The sequence below is a fragment of the Aromatoleum sp. genome (assembly GCF_035254505.1).
Lineage (GTDB): Bacteria > Pseudomonadota > Gammaproteobacteria > Burkholderiales > Rhodocyclaceae > Aromatoleum.
The window spans coordinates 1-14,498 of record NZ_DATFAO010000008.1; the positions used below are offsets into that span (position 1 = coordinate 1).

The 14,498-nt window shown below is 65.8% G+C and carries 16 protein-coding genes; 6 read left to right on the forward strand and 10 right to left on the reverse strand.

What is annotated here, in order from left to right:
* The 3 genes from VJ673_RS00935 to VJ673_RS00945 all read left to right on the forward strand — a co-directional run.
* On the forward strand, positions 1–484 hold a 484-nt coding region (locus VJ673_RS00935; RefSeq protein ID WP_324124130.1), incomplete at its 5' end, for a F0F1 ATP synthase subunit gamma.
* A 26-nt stretch (positions 485–510) separates the two neighbouring features.
* Positions 511–1,911 (forward strand): F0F1 ATP synthase subunit beta, encoded by a 1,401-nt coding sequence (gene atpD / locus VJ673_RS00940; RefSeq protein WP_324124131.1) that lies wholly within the window; start codon positions 511–513, stop codon positions 1,909–1,911.
* A gap of 54 nt (positions 1,912–1,965) precedes the next feature.
* Positions 1,966–2,391: a F0F1 ATP synthase subunit epsilon gene (locus tag VJ673_RS00945; RefSeq protein WP_324124132.1), complete on the forward strand. Its 426-nt coding sequence runs from the start codon at positions 1,966–1,968 to the stop codon at positions 2,389–2,391.
* A gap of 123 nt (positions 2,392–2,514) precedes the next feature.
* On the opposite strand, the gene VJ673_RS00950 is transcribed toward VJ673_RS00945, so the two are convergent.
* Genes VJ673_RS00950 through VJ673_RS00960 form a run of 3 tightly spaced genes read right to left on the reverse strand, consistent with a single transcriptional unit; the run spans position 2,515 to position 4,290 of the window.
* Entirely contained in the window at positions 2,515–3,105 is a 591-nt protein-coding gene (locus VJ673_RS00950; RefSeq protein ID WP_324124133.1) for a ubiquinone biosynthesis accessory factor UbiJ, read from the reverse strand.
* A 22-nt stretch (positions 3,106–3,127) separates the two neighbouring features.
* Positions 3,128–3,865 carry a bifunctional demethylmenaquinone methyltransferase/2-methoxy-6-polyprenyl-1,4-benzoquinol methylase UbiE gene (gene ubiE / locus VJ673_RS00955; RefSeq protein WP_324124134.1) on the reverse strand — a complete coding sequence of 246 codons (738 nt, stop codon included), beginning with the start codon at positions 3,863–3,865 and terminating at the stop codon, positions 3,128–3,130.
* A gap of 2 nt (positions 3,866–3,867) precedes the next feature.
* On the reverse strand, positions 3,868–4,290 hold the full coding sequence (locus VJ673_RS00960; protein WP_324124135.1) for a gamma-butyrobetaine hydroxylase family protein: 423 nt from the start codon (positions 4,288–4,290) through the stop codon (positions 3,868–3,870).
* Positions 4,291–4,441: 151 nt separating this feature from the next.
* Here VJ673_RS00960 and phoB point away from each other — a divergent pair, with 151 nt between their 5' ends.
* Positions 4,442–5,146, forward strand: a complete 705-nt coding sequence (phoB, locus tag VJ673_RS00965) for a phosphate regulon transcriptional regulator PhoB (RefSeq protein ID WP_324124136.1) — start codon at positions 4,442–4,444, stop codon at positions 5,144–5,146.
* A gap of 75 nt (positions 5,147–5,221) precedes the next feature.
* Positions 5,222–6,520 (forward strand): phosphate regulon sensor histidine kinase PhoR, encoded by a 1,299-nt coding sequence (phoR, locus tag VJ673_RS00970; RefSeq protein ID WP_324124161.1) that lies wholly within the window; start codon positions 5,222–5,224, stop codon positions 6,518–6,520.
* Here the strand turns inward: phoR and VJ673_RS00975 are convergent.
* The 7 genes from VJ673_RS00975 to gatC form a co-directional block, all read right to left on the reverse strand.
* On the reverse strand, positions 6,501–8,168 hold the full coding sequence (locus VJ673_RS00975) for a cyclic-di-GMP receptor FimW-related protein (protein WP_324124137.1): 1,668 nt from the start codon (positions 8,166–8,168) through the stop codon (positions 6,501–6,503). The two genes, phoR and VJ673_RS00975, sit on opposite strands and share 20 nt — an antisense overlap.
* Positions 8,169–8,171: 3 nt before the next feature.
* Complete coding sequence (locus VJ673_RS00980) at positions 8,172–8,591, reverse strand: HIT family protein (protein WP_324124162.1); 420 nt, start codon at positions 8,589–8,591, stop codon at positions 8,172–8,174.
* 78 nt (positions 8,592–8,669) lie between these two features.
* A complete protein-coding gene (locus VJ673_RS00985; RefSeq protein ID WP_324124138.1) occupies positions 8,670–9,485 on the reverse strand; it encodes a class II glutamine amidotransferase in 816 nt (271 codons plus the stop codon).
* A 35-nt stretch (positions 9,486–9,520) separates the two neighbouring features.
* Entirely contained in the window at positions 9,521–10,990 is a 1,470-nt protein-coding gene (gene gatB, locus VJ673_RS00990) for an Asp-tRNA(Asn)/Glu-tRNA(Gln) amidotransferase subunit GatB (RefSeq protein ID WP_324124139.1), read from the reverse strand.
* 25 nt (positions 10,991–11,015) lie between these two features.
* Positions 11,016–11,549 carry a hypothetical protein gene (locus VJ673_RS00995; RefSeq protein WP_324124140.1) on the reverse strand — a complete coding sequence of 178 codons (534 nt, stop codon included), beginning with the start codon at positions 11,547–11,549 and terminating at the stop codon, positions 11,016–11,018.
* 2 nt (positions 11,550–11,551) lie between these two features.
* On the reverse strand, positions 11,552–13,018 hold the full coding sequence (gene gatA / locus VJ673_RS01000; RefSeq protein WP_324124141.1) for an Asp-tRNA(Asn)/Glu-tRNA(Gln) amidotransferase subunit GatA: 1,467 nt from the start codon (positions 13,016–13,018) through the stop codon (positions 11,552–11,554).
* A 3-nt stretch (positions 13,019–13,021) separates the two neighbouring features.
* Positions 13,022–13,309: an Asp-tRNA(Asn)/Glu-tRNA(Gln) amidotransferase subunit GatC gene (gene gatC, locus VJ673_RS01005; protein WP_324124142.1), complete on the reverse strand. Its 288-nt coding sequence runs from the start codon at positions 13,307–13,309 to the stop codon at positions 13,022–13,024.
* Positions 13,310–13,435: 126 nt separating this feature from the next.
* Here gatC and VJ673_RS01010 point away from each other — a divergent pair, with 126 nt between their 5' ends.
* Positions 13,436–14,479: a rod shape-determining protein gene (locus tag VJ673_RS01010; protein WP_015433787.1), complete on the forward strand. Its 1,044-nt coding sequence runs from the start codon at positions 13,436–13,438 to the stop codon at positions 14,477–14,479.
* Positions 14,480–14,498: the final 19 nt, after the last annotated feature.

Below are 14,498 nucleotides of genomic sequence, written 5' to 3' on the forward strand. Positions count from 1 at the left end.
GCAGCGTATGGGTGCGAACGTGGTGTCGCAGGTCGTCCAGCTGGGCGACACGCCGCACCTGGAAAAGATGATCGGCCCGGTCAAGGTCATGCTCGACGCGTTCCAGAACGGCGAGCTCGACGCGGTCTACATTGCCTACACCCGCTTCATCAACACGATGAAGCAGGAGCCCATGCTCGAGCAACTGCTGCCGCTGTCGGGCGAGCAGCTCGGCACCCCGGACACCTCGTGGGACTACCTCTACGAGCCGGATCCGCAGGTCGTCATTGACGAACTGCTGGTGCGCTACGTCGAGGCGCTGGTGTACCAGGGCGTCGCGGAGAACATGGCTTCCGAACAGAGTGCGCGAATGGTGGCAATGAAGTCCGCCTCCGACAATGCCAAGAACGTGATTGGCGAACTGCAGCTGGTCTATAACAAGACCCGCCAGGCCGCGATCACGAAGGAGCTGTCGGAGATCGTCAGCGGCGCCGCCGCGGTGTAACGGATTATTGAATTAAGGAAACGACGATGAGTCAAGGAACTATCGTTCAGTGTATTGGCGCCGTGGTGGACATCCAGTTCCCCCGCGAAGCCATGCCGAAGGTGTACGACGCGCTGAAGCTCGAAAGCGCCGCCGACTCTTTCGCTGAAGAAGGTCTCACCTTCGAAGTCCAGCAGCAGCTGGGCGACGGCGTGGTGCGTACCATTGCGCTGGGTTCGTCCGACGGCCTGCGCCGCGGCATGAAGGTTGCCGGTACCGGCAAGCCGATCGCGGTGCCGGTCGGTCACGGCACGCTCGGCCGCATCATGGACGTGCTGGGTCGCCCGATCGACGAAGCTGGCCCGGTGGAAGCCGACGAGCTGCGTCCGATCCACGCGAAGGCCCCAAGGTTCGACGAGCTGTCCCCGTCGGTCGATCTGCTCGAAACCGGCATCAAGGTTATCGATCTGGTCTGCCCGTTCGCGAAGGGCGGTAAGGTCGGCCTGTTCGGCGGCGCCGGTGTGGGCAAGACCGTGAACATGATGGAGCTGATCAACAACATCGCGAAGCAGCACTCGGGTCTCTCGGTGTTCGCAGGCGTGGGCGAGCGTACCCGTGAAGGGAACGACTTCTACCACGAGATGAAGGACTCCAACGTTCTGGACAAGGTTGCGATGGTGTTCGGTCAGATGAACGAACCCCCGGGCAACCGTCTGCGCGTCGCGCTGACCGGCCTGACCATGGCCGAGCGCTTCCGCGACGAAGGCCGTGACATCCTGTTCTTCGTGGACAACATCTACCGCTACACGCTGGCCGGTACCGAAGTGTCCGCGCTGCTGGGCCGGATGCCGTCCGCGGTGGGTTATCAGCCGACGCTGGCGGAAGAAATGGGCCGCCTGCAGGAACGGATTACCTCGACCAAGGTTGGCTCGATCACCTCGATCCAGGCCGTGTATGTGCCTGCCGATGACTTGACCGACCCGTCGCCGGCAACTACCTTCCTCCACCTCGACTCGACCGTCGTGCTGTCGCGTGACATCGCCGCGCTGGGTATCTACCCCGCGGTCGATCCGCTCGACTCCACCAGCCGCCAGCTCGATCCGCTGGTCGTTGGCGAAGAGCACTATGGCGTGGCCCGTCAGGTGCAGATGACGCTGCAGCGCTACAAGGAACTGCGCGACATCATCGCGATTCTGGGCATGGACGAACTGTCGCCGGAAGACAAGCTGGCCGTGTCGCGCGCTCGTAAGATCCAGCGCTTCCTGTCCCAGCCCTTCCACGTTGCAGAAGTGTTCACCGGCTCGCCCGGCAAGTACGTCCCGCTGAAGGAAACGATCAAGGGTTTCAAGATGATCGTCAACGGCGAGTGCGACCACCTGCCCGAGCAGGCGTTCTACATGGTCGGTGGCATCGAAGAGGCCATCGAGAAGGCCAAGAAGCTCCAGTAATTGGGGTAGCCGCGCGTCAGCCTGCTGTCGCGCGGCCTTCAAAAGGACACCACTATGGCAATGACGGTCCACGTGGACATCGTCAGCGCGGAAGAGCAGATCTTTTCCGGGCTGGCGGAGTTCGTCGCGCTGCCGGGTGAAGCGGGTGAGCTCGGGATTCTTCCCGGTCACATGCCGCTGATGACCCGGATCAAGCCGGGTGCGGTGCGCGTCAAGGTGCCGGATCAGGCGGAAGAGGAGCTGGTGTTCGTCGCCGGCGGCATCCTCGAGGTTCAGCCGGGGCTCGTTACCGTGCTGGCCGACACCGCGATCCGCGGCAAGGATCTCGACGAGGCGAAGGCGCTGGAAGCCAAGCGTCTCGCAGAAGAGGCCTTGTCGAACCGCTCGTCGGAACTCGACTACGCAAAGGCTCAGGCCGAACTGGCCGAGGCGATCGCTCAGATCGCCGCGATCCAGCGGATGCGCAAGCGCGGTCACTAATCACAGGGCGCCTGAGGCGCCGGCGAAAGCAGATGGCAAAAGGCCGATCCCTCGGGATCGGCCTTTTTTTGTCCGCATGCCCTGCATGGCTCCACCTAGCAGCAGGCCCGCCGCGTGCGATCTTCAGCGACGCGGTGCGCGGGTCAGCCGCTCGATGCGCTTTTCGAGGCGCGCGACGTCATCACGCAGCGCTTGCAGAGCCTCGATATGAGGCGCGAGGGTGTTGCGGGTCGCGAGAAAGCGCTGTTCCTGCGAGAGGTACTCGGCGACGTTCTCGGTCACGCCATTGAGGGCGCGTTGCTGGACCTGCCGGAGGTTTTGTGCGCCGGCAACAAGGCGATGGGCGACGATGTCGCCGAAGACTCGCGACAGGTCTTCTTCCGCGTCCCAACGCAGGTTGCGGAACACGAAGCCGAGGGCGTCGGCGAAATCCGCGCTGCCTTCGATGCGCAGCGCGTTCATCGCCTTATCGTGTTCGCCGCCGACGAGGCCGGGAACGGCCGACAGCGGGATCGACAGCGTGACGGCTGGGACGTCGTCCGCAGCCGCTTCGCCCAGATAGCCTTCGGCCGTGACCGAAAAACGGATGTCGACCGGCTCGGCCCGCAACTGCGCGCAGCGGCCCGCGTGCGGAACGAGGCGTTCGCGCGCCCAGGTCGCGGGCACCAGCAGGTGGTTGATCGTGGCGACGAAACTGCGTGCGCTCAGGCTCATGGGGAAGGCGGGAGCGGAACGATCAGATCTTGTAGCCGCGGTGCAGTGCGACGACGCCGCCGGTCATGTTGAAGTAATCGACGCGCTTGAGGCCGACGCCTTCCATCATGGCTTTCAGTTCTTCCTGGCCCGGATGCATGCGGATCGACTCCGCCAGATAGCGGTAGCTGTCGGCGTCGTTCGCGACCTTGTCGCCCATCCACGGCAGGATCTTGAAGGAGTAGAAGTCATAGGCCGGCGATAGCGGACCCCACACCTTCGAGAATTCGAGCACCAGCAGCCTGCCGCCGGGTCGCAGCACGCGGCGCATCTCGGCGAGCGCGACGTCCTTGTGGGTCATGTTGCGCAGGCCGAAGGCGACCGTGACGCAGTCGAACCAGTTGTCGGGGAAGGGCAGCTTCTCGGCGTCGCACTGGGCGACCGGCAGCGCGTAGCCCTTGTCGAACACGCGGTCGCGTCCGCGCGAGAGCATCGCGTGGTTGATGTCGGTGAGCCAGACCTGGCCTTCGCGGCCGACGCGCTTGGCGAAGGCGAGCGAGAGATCGGCGGTGCCGCCGGCGACGTCGAGCACGCGGTCGCCACGGCCGACGCCGGAAATCTGGATCGCGAAGGCTTTCCACAGACGGTGCAGGCCCATCGACATCAGGTCGTTCATGATGTCGTACTTGCTCGCGACCGAGGAAAAGACCTCGGCGACTTTCTTGTGCTTTTCGCTTTCGGCGACGGTCTCGAAGCCGAAGTGAGTGGTCTTGTCGTTCATGATCAATGCTTGTGGCCGCAGCCGTGCTTCGGCGCAGGCGGGGGAGTGAGGGCGGGATCCCGGCTGGCGCCGGCTTCGGCGAGGCGGTCGAGGTATTGCTGCCACAGCGCGTCCTGCTGCTTTCCGAGCGAGTACAGGTAGTCCCAGGAATAGAGCCCGCTGTCGTGTCCGTCAGAGAAGACCGGGCGGACGGCGTAATTGCCGACCGGCTGCAGGTCATCGATGTCGACGTCGCGCTTGCCGGCCTGCAGCACTTCCTGGCCGGGTCCGTGACCGCGGACTTCGGCCGATGGCGAGTACACGCGCAGGAATTCGAAGGGCAGCGAGAACTCGGCACCGTCGTCGAATGCGATCTCGAGGATGCGGGACTTGCGGTGCAGCGTGAGCGCGGTGGGGATGGGCGTCTTGTCGTCGAGTCCGGCCATGATGGGCGACCCCGTGCTGGGCAATGTCGGGTCGCTCATCATACCCGAATCGCGGGGGCCCCGTCCCGCCGGCCGGCGCCGCGGCTGCCGTGCTGTCACAAAAGCGTCAAAATCCTGCAATACACTGCCGGTGACGACATGGAGCTTGACGATGGCTGCAAACATACTGGTTGTGGAAGACGAACCCGCGATCCAGGAGCTGATCGCCGCGAACCTCGGCCGCGCCGGACATAACGTGGTGCGCGCGCTGGATGCGGAGACTGCGCAGCGCATCGTGCGCGATGCGCTGCCCGACCTGGTGCTGCTCGACTGGATGCTTCCGGGCATGCCGGGGATCGAACTGGCCCGCCGCCTGCGCGCGGACGAGCGTACGCGCGACATTCCGATCATCATGCTGACGGCGCGCGGCGAGGAGCAGGATCGCGTCGCAGGCCTGGAGATGGGGGCCGACGATTACATCACCAAGCCCTTCAGCCCCCGCGAGTTGGTCGCGCGCATCAAGGCGGTGCTGCGTCGCCGTGCACCCCAGGCCACGGAGGACGTGGTCGACCTGGGCGGACTGCGCCTGGATCCGGCAACCCATCGCGTCGCCTGTGGGGACCGCCCGATTGCGCTGGGGCCGACCGAGTTCCGCCTGCTGCATTTCCTGATGACGCACCCGGAGCGGGTGCATTCGCGCGCGCAACTGCTCGACCAGGTATGGGGTGACCACGTCTTCGTCGAGGAGCGTACGGTCGATGTGCACGTGCGGCGACTGCGCGCGGCGCTCGAGAATACCGGGCACCACCAGCTGATCCAGACGGTGCGCGGCAGCGGCTACCGTTTTTCCGTGCAGCCCGACTCGGCCACCGTGTAGGATCTTCGGGTTTCGTCCCACCGGGAGCCGCTCATCTTTTCTTCGTCACGTTTTGTATGGACCGGCGCCGCCGGTCTGATCGGACTGCTTGCCCTCGTTGCGATCGCGATGGCGTGGGCCGACGACGAGGTCACGGGCCTCGTGGTCTTCAGCGGCGGGCTGCTGATCCTGTTCGGTTACCATTTGCGCAAGCTCGAGCGCCTCGCGCAATGGACGCTCGAACCGGTGGGCGCGCCCCTGCCGTCCGCGATGGGAATCTGGCGGCGGGCTTTCCGCGAGCTCGAGCGCCGGTCGCGTGAGGCACATGAGGCGCGCGAACGCCTGACAAGTGCGCTGGATCGTTTCCACGACGCGAGTCACGCGATGCCGGACGGCGTGCTTTACCTCTCAGGCAGCGATCGCATCGAGTGGCTGAACCGCAAGGCTGAGCAGCATTTCGGTCTGCACGGCATGCGTGACCAGGGCTTGCAGGTGACGACCATCGTGCGCGAGCCGGAGTTCGTGCGCTTCCTGCAGGCCGGCAATTACCGGGAGCCGTTGGTGCTCAACTCGTCCCGCCATCCGGGACTGACCTTGCTGGTGCAGGTCGTGCCCTTCGGCGAAGGGCAGAAGATGGTCGTATCGCGCGACGTGAGCCAGCTCGAAAAACTCGAGACGATGCGCCGCGACTTCATCGCAAACGTGTCGCACGAGCTGAGAACCCCGCTGACGGTGGTGAGCGGCTTTCTCGAGACCTTGATCGACGGTTTTGACGACTTCGAGCGCGAGGATGTCCAGCACTTCCTGCAACTGGCGCTCGACCAGTCATTGCGCATGCAGGCGCTGATCGGCGATCTATTGACTCTGTCGGCGCTCGAAACGGGGGCGCCGGCGCCTGCGGAGGAGCGGGTGCCGGTCGCGGTGCTGCTGCATAGCATCGCCCACGACGCGCGCGTGTTGTCGAACGGCCGTCACGAGATCGCGGTCGATCTCGGTGACGAAGACGAATGCGGCATTTTGCTGGGGAGCGAGAAGGAGTTGCGTTCGGCCTTCGCCAACCTTGCCAACAACGCCGTACGCTATACGCCCGACGGCGGACGTATCTGCCTGTCGTGGCGGCGAGGACCGGGAGGCGGGGAGTTCTCAGTCCAGGATAACGGCATCGGTATCGATCCCGTGCACATCCCCCGCCTGACTGAGCGTTTCTACCGCGTCGACCGCGGGCGTTCGCGTGAGACCGGGGGCACGGGCCTGGGCCTGGCCATCGTCAAGCACATCCTGTCGCGTCATCATGCCGAGTTGCGTATCGACAGCGAGCCCGGCAAGGGTAGCCGCTTCAGTGCCGTGTTTCCGGCCTCGCGCGTGCGTGCGGGCGTCAGATCTGCTCGTAGCTGACTTGGTCGAAATTCGCCCCGCGCAGCAGGAGCGTCTGCACGCGGAATTGGCGATGGATCTCGTCGACGTAGACTTCGAGGATGCGCTGCGGCTGAAACCATCCGTGCGGGAGCACGAGCGATTCGGGCGCCTTCAGCGCGGGTGTCGCCGGTAAGCGGAAGACCGCCTCGAAGGGCTCGCTGTTGTTGCTGCGTAGGCCGCCGTGTGCGCGCGCCGCGATCACTTCCGGGATGCCGGGCAGCACGTGCACGCCGACTTCCATCATGCCGTCGCCGCGGAACATCAACCAGCTGAGTTGGGCGAGCAGGAAGCGTTCGCCGTCGGGCGGTCGAATGCCGAGCAGCTGGTGGTGTTCGAGACGCTGGGCGTGCGGACGTTGCCGCACGCGGAAGCCGTTGACCGAGTGGTCGGCGAGACTCCAGCGTTCGCTGAGCATGCCGAGCTTGTCGGCGGCGCGCCGGCGTTGCTCTTCCGACCAGCGCGGTGCGGCCTGCTCGACCTGTTCGCCGAAGGTCAGGAGCGTGATGTCGCTGCGCAGGCTGCGCTGCGTCGCGTAAGTGGCGGGCTGGTCGAAGGGCTTGCCCTGGATGTGGAAGGCGATCGAGGCCCAGTCGCTGCAGAGCTCGGCGGCGCCTTGCGCAGCGCGGCGCGGGAAGCGTCGCCCGGCCGAGGCGAGACCCCACGGGCGATACAGCGACAGCAGCAGTTTCGAGCACTCGCCCACGGCGCAATCGGCACCCAGGCCCAGGGAGAGCGGCGTGACGCCGTGTTTGAACTGCTTGAGCACCGCCTGGATCTGTCCCGCGAGCTGGCTGCCGTCGAAGCGACGTACGGAGCCCGACTGCGTCAGTACGCCGAGCGGGCGCAGGCCGTGATCGGCCGCGAGATCGAGGCCGTAGGCAGCGGGCTTCGGAGCCGGCCCGCCGGCCTCGGAGATCAGCGTGCAATAGGGCGAGAAGCGCTGCGCCCAGCGGGATATCCAGGCGAAGTCGCGCTCGCTGCGGCCGTAGGGATTCGCGAGATCGACGAGCAGGATCGCGGCGTAGGCTTCGACGGGGCTCTGCGCCTTCCAGATCTCGTTAAGCGAATCGGCGACGCGGATACCGGCAACGCCTGCGCGATCGGCGGCGGAATAACCGTCGTGCAGCTCGGCCCACATGCCGGCGGGCAGGGCGCGGCGGGCGCGGAAGTATTCGAGCAGCGCCTGGCCGGCGTAGAACACGCGGCGCTGGGCGAGCGTCGCGCGTTGGTCGTCGAGCACGCCATCGCGATCGGCGGCGCGCTGGATCTGGGTATAGGAGCGGGCGAGCGTGCGCCACAGGGCGACGACGCTGCGCAAGGTTTCGTTTTCGGCGCTGTCCGGGGGCAGCGGGCGCGACGCGTAGCGGCGCGACAGTTCGGCCTGCGCAAGTGCGATCGGCGACCGTGCGGCTTCGAGGACTTCGAAATGTGCCTCCGGGCCGGGGCTGCCTTGCAGCAGGCCGGTGATCATCTCCGAGAGGATGCGGTGCGATTCCTCGATGTTGAGCGGATGCAGTTGCTTGAGCAGCTCCAGGCACTCCGCGGGATCGTGGGAACGCATGAAGGCTCCAGGCCCGTTATCGACCGCTCCGGGGCGTTTCGGAAAGGCCTTGACGACGTGTTCCATGATTCATCCCGCAGTCTGCTCGGTCAGCGTCGCGACGATCGCGTGCGTGAGTTGCTCGATCGGGGGGACCGTTCGCGACGCGCCTTCGCGCTGCGAGCTGCCCCATACGGGCTGCGGGAAGTGGCGGTCGTCGGTGAAGCGCGGGATGACGTGCCAGTGCAGGTGGGGCACGACATTGCCGAGGCTCGCGAGGTTGATCTTGTCCGGGCGCATTACTTGGCGCAGAGCCGCTTCGGTCGCGAGCACGACGTTGAGTAGGTGGCGCTGTTCGGATGCGGTGAGGTCGGTCATCTCCGCCACGTGCCCGTTCCACACGACGCGGCAGAAGCCGGGGTAGTCGGGTTCGTCGATCAGGATGACCCGACAGCTGCCGTCCCGCCAGAGGACGGTTTCCTGCGCGGCGGCGCACAGAGGGCAATCGATGGGCACGGGCATCACCATGTGGACAGAGTGGTTCAGGCCGACACTTTAGCCTGTCGGCATGATGCTGCGAAGGAATATTTACATCCCGCAGGTGATTCCGGGCCCTGGAAGGGTGGCAGTCTCGCCGAGGGATTCGCGCTCGCCGTGGCGGAACGCGAGCAGGTTGCCGGGCGGGATGGTCTGCCAGACTTCGTTGTCGGTGAGCGGCGTGGTGGCGATGATCGCGACGCGGTCGGCCGGCGCGGTGACCTGGCTGAAATCGACCGTGAGGTCCTGGTCGGAAAGGTGCGCGACCGTGAAGGGCGCCTGACGGACGATGTAGGCGAGCTTCGTCGCACAGTGGGCGAAGAGCCGCTCGCCGTTCGACAGCAGGAAGTTGAAGGGGCCGTGGCGGCCGATGCGGATTGCGAGCTCGCGCAGCGCTTCATTGAGCACCGCCGCGGACGGCGGGCCGTCGGGGAACTGCTCGGCGAGGTGCTGCAGGATGTCGCAGAAGGCGCTTTCGGAGTCGGTGTTGCCGACGGGCAGGAAGCGCCCGGTAAAGGTCGGCGTGTAATCGACGAGGTTGCCGTTGTGCGCGAAGATCCAGTACCGGCCCCACAGTTCGCGCTGGAAGGGGTGGGTGTTGTCGAGCGTGACTTCGCCCTGCGTCGCCTTGCGGATGTGGGCGATGACGTTGAACGAACGGATCGGATAGCTGCGCACGAGCTCGGCGATCGGCGAAGCCGAACTCGGCTGGGGGTCGAGGAAGACGCGCACGCCGCGCCCCTCGAAGAATGCGATGCCCCAACCGTCGCGGTGCTCGTCGGTCGCGCCGCCGCGCGCGCGGAAGCCGGCGAACGAGAAGCAGATGTCCGTCGGCACGTTGCAGTTCATTCCGAGGAGCTGGCACATCGCGCGTCCCCCGTTTGCGCTGCCGGAAAGGCGTTTCAGCTTTCCAGCTTGCGTTTCAGCAGTTCGTTGACCTGGGCCGGATTGGCCTTGCCTTTGCTGGCCTTCATGACCTGGCCGACCAGCGCGTTGAAGGCTTTTTCCTTGCCGGCGCGGAATTCGTCGACCGATTTCTGGTTCGCGGCGAGCACTTCGTCGATCATCGCTTCGATCGCGCCAGCGTCGTTGGTCTGGCGCAGGCCCTGGGCTTCGATGATCGCGTCGGCGGCATTCGCGTTCCCTCCGCCTTCGCCGTTCCACAAGGCTTCGAACACTTTTTTGCCGATATTGTTCGAAATCGTGCCGTCACTGATGCGCGCGACCAGTCCTGCGAGCTGCGCGGGCGATACCGGGGAGGCGGAGATGTCGAGCTCGGCCTTGTTGAGCCGCGCGGCGAGGTCGCCCATGACCCAGTTGGCGCAAGGTTTCGCAAGCGCGACACCGGCGATGTCGACGGTGGCCTGGTAGAAGGTCGCGACTTCCTTCGAGGCGATCAGCGTCGTCGCGTCGTAGGCAGAAAGGCCCCACTGGTCGATGAAGCGGGCCTTCATCGCGCCGGGGAGTTCCGGCATTTCGGACGCGACGCGCGCTTTCCAGTCCTGCGAGATCACGAGCGGCAGCAGGTCGGGATCGGGGAAGTAGCGGTAGTCGTGCGCGTCTTCCTTCGAACGCATCATGCGCGTCTCGCCGGTGTCGGGGTCGAACAGCACGGTCGCTTGCTGGATCTTGCCGCCATCCTCGATCGTGTCGATCTGCCACTGGACTTCGTAGTCGATCGCCTGCTGCAGGAAGCGGAAGGAGTTCAGGTTCTTGATTTCGCGGCGGGTGCCGAGCGGGCCACCGGGGCGGCGCACGGAGACGTTGGCATCGCAGCGGAAGGAGCCTTCCTGCATGTTGCCGTCGCAGATGTCGATCCAGCGCACTAGCGCATGCAGCGCGCGGGCGTAGGCGACGGCCTCACTCGAGGAGCGCATGTCAGGTTCGGAGACGATTTCGAGCAACGGCGTGCCGGCGCGGTTGAGGTCGATGCCGCTCATGCCGTGGAAGTCTTCGTGCAGCGATTTGCCGGCATCCTCTTCGAGGTGGGCGCGGGTGAGCTGTACGGTCTTTTCGTAGGTCTTGTCACCTTCGCCGACGCGGATCGTGATTGCGCCGCCCTGCACCACCGGCAGCTCGAACTGGCTGATCTGGTAGCCCTTGGGGAGGTCGGGGTAGAAGTAGTTCTTGCGCGCGAAGACGCTCCTGGGCGCGACTTCGGCGCCGATTGCGAGGCCGAAGCGGATTGCACGTTCGACCGCGCCGCGGTTCAGGACCGGCAGCACGCCCGGCAGCGCGATGTCGACGGCGCAGGCCTGCACGTTCGGCTCGGCACCGAAGGCGGTGCTGGCGCCGGAGAAAATCTTCGAGGCGGTGTTGAGCTGGGCGTGGACTTCCAACCCGATGACGACTTCCCAATCCGATCTGCTCATCTTGATATCCGTTATTTTTTGGCGGTCAGTAGCAGCGACCGCTCGGCCGATCCAGGATGATCGGCCAGACATAATCGAAAGTGCCTTTGGCGCACCGGTTGGCGCATTCCGAGAAGGCGACGGTGACTTTGGGACCCTGCTCCCACACCCTGACCGTGCAGCCGTCCTTCGCGTGCAATTCGACATGCGTGTCCTTGTGGATCTGCTCGAAATCGGCGAGATCGAAGTGACAGCTGCCGTGCTTCGGGACGTCGACGGTGGCGGCGAAGGCGTTGACCTGCGAGTAGCTGATGTCGAGGACGGTGCTCGCGCTGTAGCCGACCTCGTCCTTGAAACGGCAGTCCGTCTTGATGCTCAGCGGGTGGATCGGCATCGGTTTGAGGCGGCCATGCGTTTCGGTCGGCCGCTCCTCCGGTTCGATCGGCGGCCCGCTATCCGGCTTCACCGATGGCGTGGGCACGGGCACCCTTTGCGTCGGCGGCGTTGCGCACGCGCCCAGCAGCAGGGCGACGGCGAGCGCCGTCGGCCGGACTGCGAAGCGGCGGGTGCGGCGGAGCACGATCAGCCCGGGCGGCGCAGGTGCCAGTCGGTCGCCTGCTGGAAGCGGTGCGCAGTCCCGAGCAGGCGCGATTCGGCGAAGTAATCGCCGATGAGCTGCAGGCCGACCGGCAACTTGCCGGCGCCGAAACCGCATGGGTGCGACAGGCCTGGCAGACCGGCGAGGTTCACGGCGATTGTGTAGATGTCCGAGAGGTACATCTGCACCGGGTCGTCGGCCTTTTCGCCGATCGCCCAGGCGGTCGTCGGGCTCGTCGGGCCGGCGATCACGTCGCATTGCTGGAAGGCGGCCTGGAAGTCCTGTGCGATCAGCCGGCGCAGCTTCTGCGCCTGCAGGTAGTAGGCGTCGTAGTAGCCGTGCGACAGCACGTAGGTGCCGACGAGGATGCGGCGCTTGACCTCGGCGCCGAAGCCTTCGGCGCGGCTCTTCGCGTACATCTCGGCGAGGTCGCGGTATTCGGCCGCGCGATGGCCGTAGCGCACGCCGTCGAAGCGCGACAGGTTGCTCGAGGCCTCTGCCGGCGCGATGACGTAGTAAGCGGGGATCGCGAGCTTGGCGTTCGGCAGGCTCACTTCGACGGGCGTCGCGCCCAGCTTGCGGTATTCGTCGAGGGCGGTATCGACGGCGGCGCGGACGTCGTCGGCCATGCCTTCGGCGAAGAACTCGCGTGGCAGGCCGATGCGGAGGCCGGCGAGCGGTTTGTCGCCGGAGGCGGGCGCGGAAAGTTCGCGCGTGTAGTCTTCGGCCGGGCGCTCCAGGCTCGTCGAGTCGCGCTCGTCGAAGCCGGCCATCGCGGTGAGGAGTTGGGCGCAGTCGGCGGCGGAGGCGCCAAAGGCGCCGCCCTGGTCGAGCGAGCTCGCGTAGGCGATCATGCCGTAGCGGCTGACGACGCCGTAGGTCGGCTTGACGCCGGTGACGCCGGTGTGGGCGGCAGGCTGGCGCACGGAGCCGCCGGTGTCGGTGCCGGTGGCGATCGGCGCGAGGCGCGCGGCGACCGCGACGGCGGAGCCGCCCGACGAGCCGCCGGGGATGCGCGTCGTATCCCAGGGGTTCTTGACTGGGCCGAAGTGCGAGTTCTCGTTCGACGAGCCCATCGCGAACTCGTCCATGTTCGTCTTGCCGAGCGTGACGGTGCCGGCGGCCTTGAGCAGGCTGACCACGTGGGCGTCGTAGGGGCTGACGAAGTTCGACAGCATCTTCGAGCCGCAGGTCGTGAGCAGGCCTTCGGTGCAGAAGACGTCCTTGTGCGCGAGCGGAATGCCGGTGAGCGGGCCGGCCTTGCCCGCGGCGATACGGGCATCGGCCGCCTGCGCGGCTTTCATCGCGCCGTCGCGGTCGACGGTGATGAAGGCGTTGAGGGCAGTGTTCTGCTGCTCGATGCGGTCGAGGAAGAGGGTCGCGAGTTCGACGCTGGAGATCTTCTTCGTATCCAGCGCGGTGCGCAGTTCGGTGAGGCTGGCATTGATCATGGCTTACTCGATGACCTTGGGGACCAGATAGAGGCCGCCTTCGGTCTGCGGCGCGATGCGTTGGAAGGCTTCGCGGCGGTCCGTTTCGGTGGCGACATCGCTGCGCAGGCGCTGTGCGACGTCCTGCGGATGGCTCATCGGCTCGACACCGCTGGTGTCGACGGCCTGCATCTGCTCGATCAGGCCGAAAATGCCATTCAGCTTGGCGCGGGTGGCTTCGACGTCGCCATCGGCGAGTTCGATCCGCGCGAGGCCGGCGATGCGCCGGACCTGTTCAGGAGAAAGCGACATGAGGTAACAAAACCCGCTTAATTCACAAAGGTTTGTAGGTTATCATACTCGTTTGCCGCTAGTCCGGCCGGGCGTCCAGCCCCTTCTCCAGCCTCACCTATCATCTCCGGTTTCGGGATTTTCCCCATGTTTGGTTTCCTGCGTTCCTATTTTTCCAACGATCTGGCCATCGACCTTGGTACCGCGAACACGCTGATCTACGTGCGCGGCAAGGGCATCGTGCTGGACGAGCCCTCGGTGGTGGCGATCCGCACCGAAGGCGGTCCGAACGCCAAGCGCACGATTCAGGCCGTCGGGCACGCGGCAAAGCAGATGCTGGGCAAGACGCCGGGCAACATCACGGCGATCCGGCCGATGAAGGACGGTGTGATCGCCGACTTCGTTGTGACCGAGCAGATGATCAAGCAGTTCATCAAGCGTGTCCATGACTCGCGGATGTTCTCGCCGAGCCCGCGCATCATCATCTGCGTGCCTTGCGGTTCGACCCAGGTCGAGCGCCGTGCGATCCGCGACGCGGCCCTCGCGGCGGGTGCCTCGCAGGTGTATCTGATCGAGGAGCCGATGGCGGCGGCGATCGGCGCGGGGCTGCCGGTGTCGGACGCGACGGGCTCGATGGTCGTCGATATCGGCGGCGGCACGACCGAAGTCGGCGTGATCTCGCTCGGCGGCATGGTGTACGCCGGCTCGGTGCGCGTCGGCGGTGACAAGTTCGACGACTCGATCGTCAATTACATCCGCCGCAACTACGGCATGCTGATCGGCGACACGACCGCCGAGAACATCAAGAAGGAAATCGGCTCGGCCTTCCCGGGCTCGGAAGTGCGCGAGATGGAAGTGAAGGGGCGCAACCTCGCCGAAGGCATCCCGCGCAGCTTCACGATTTCGTCCAACGAGATCCTCGAGGCGCTGACCGAGCCGCTGAACCAGATCGTCTCGGCGGTGAAGATCGCCCTCGAACAAACCCCGCCCGAACTGGGTGCCGACATTGCCGATCGCGGCATGGTACTGACCGGCGGTGGCGCGCTGCTGCGCGACCTCGACCGCCTGCTGATGGAAGAGACGGGGCTGCCGGTGATCGTCGCCGAGGAGCCGCTGACCTGCGTCGCGCGCGGTTGTGGCATGGCGCTGGAAAAGATGGACAAGCTGGGCTCCATCTTCGCCTCCGAGTAAGTTGCGCAGCGGCAGCGGG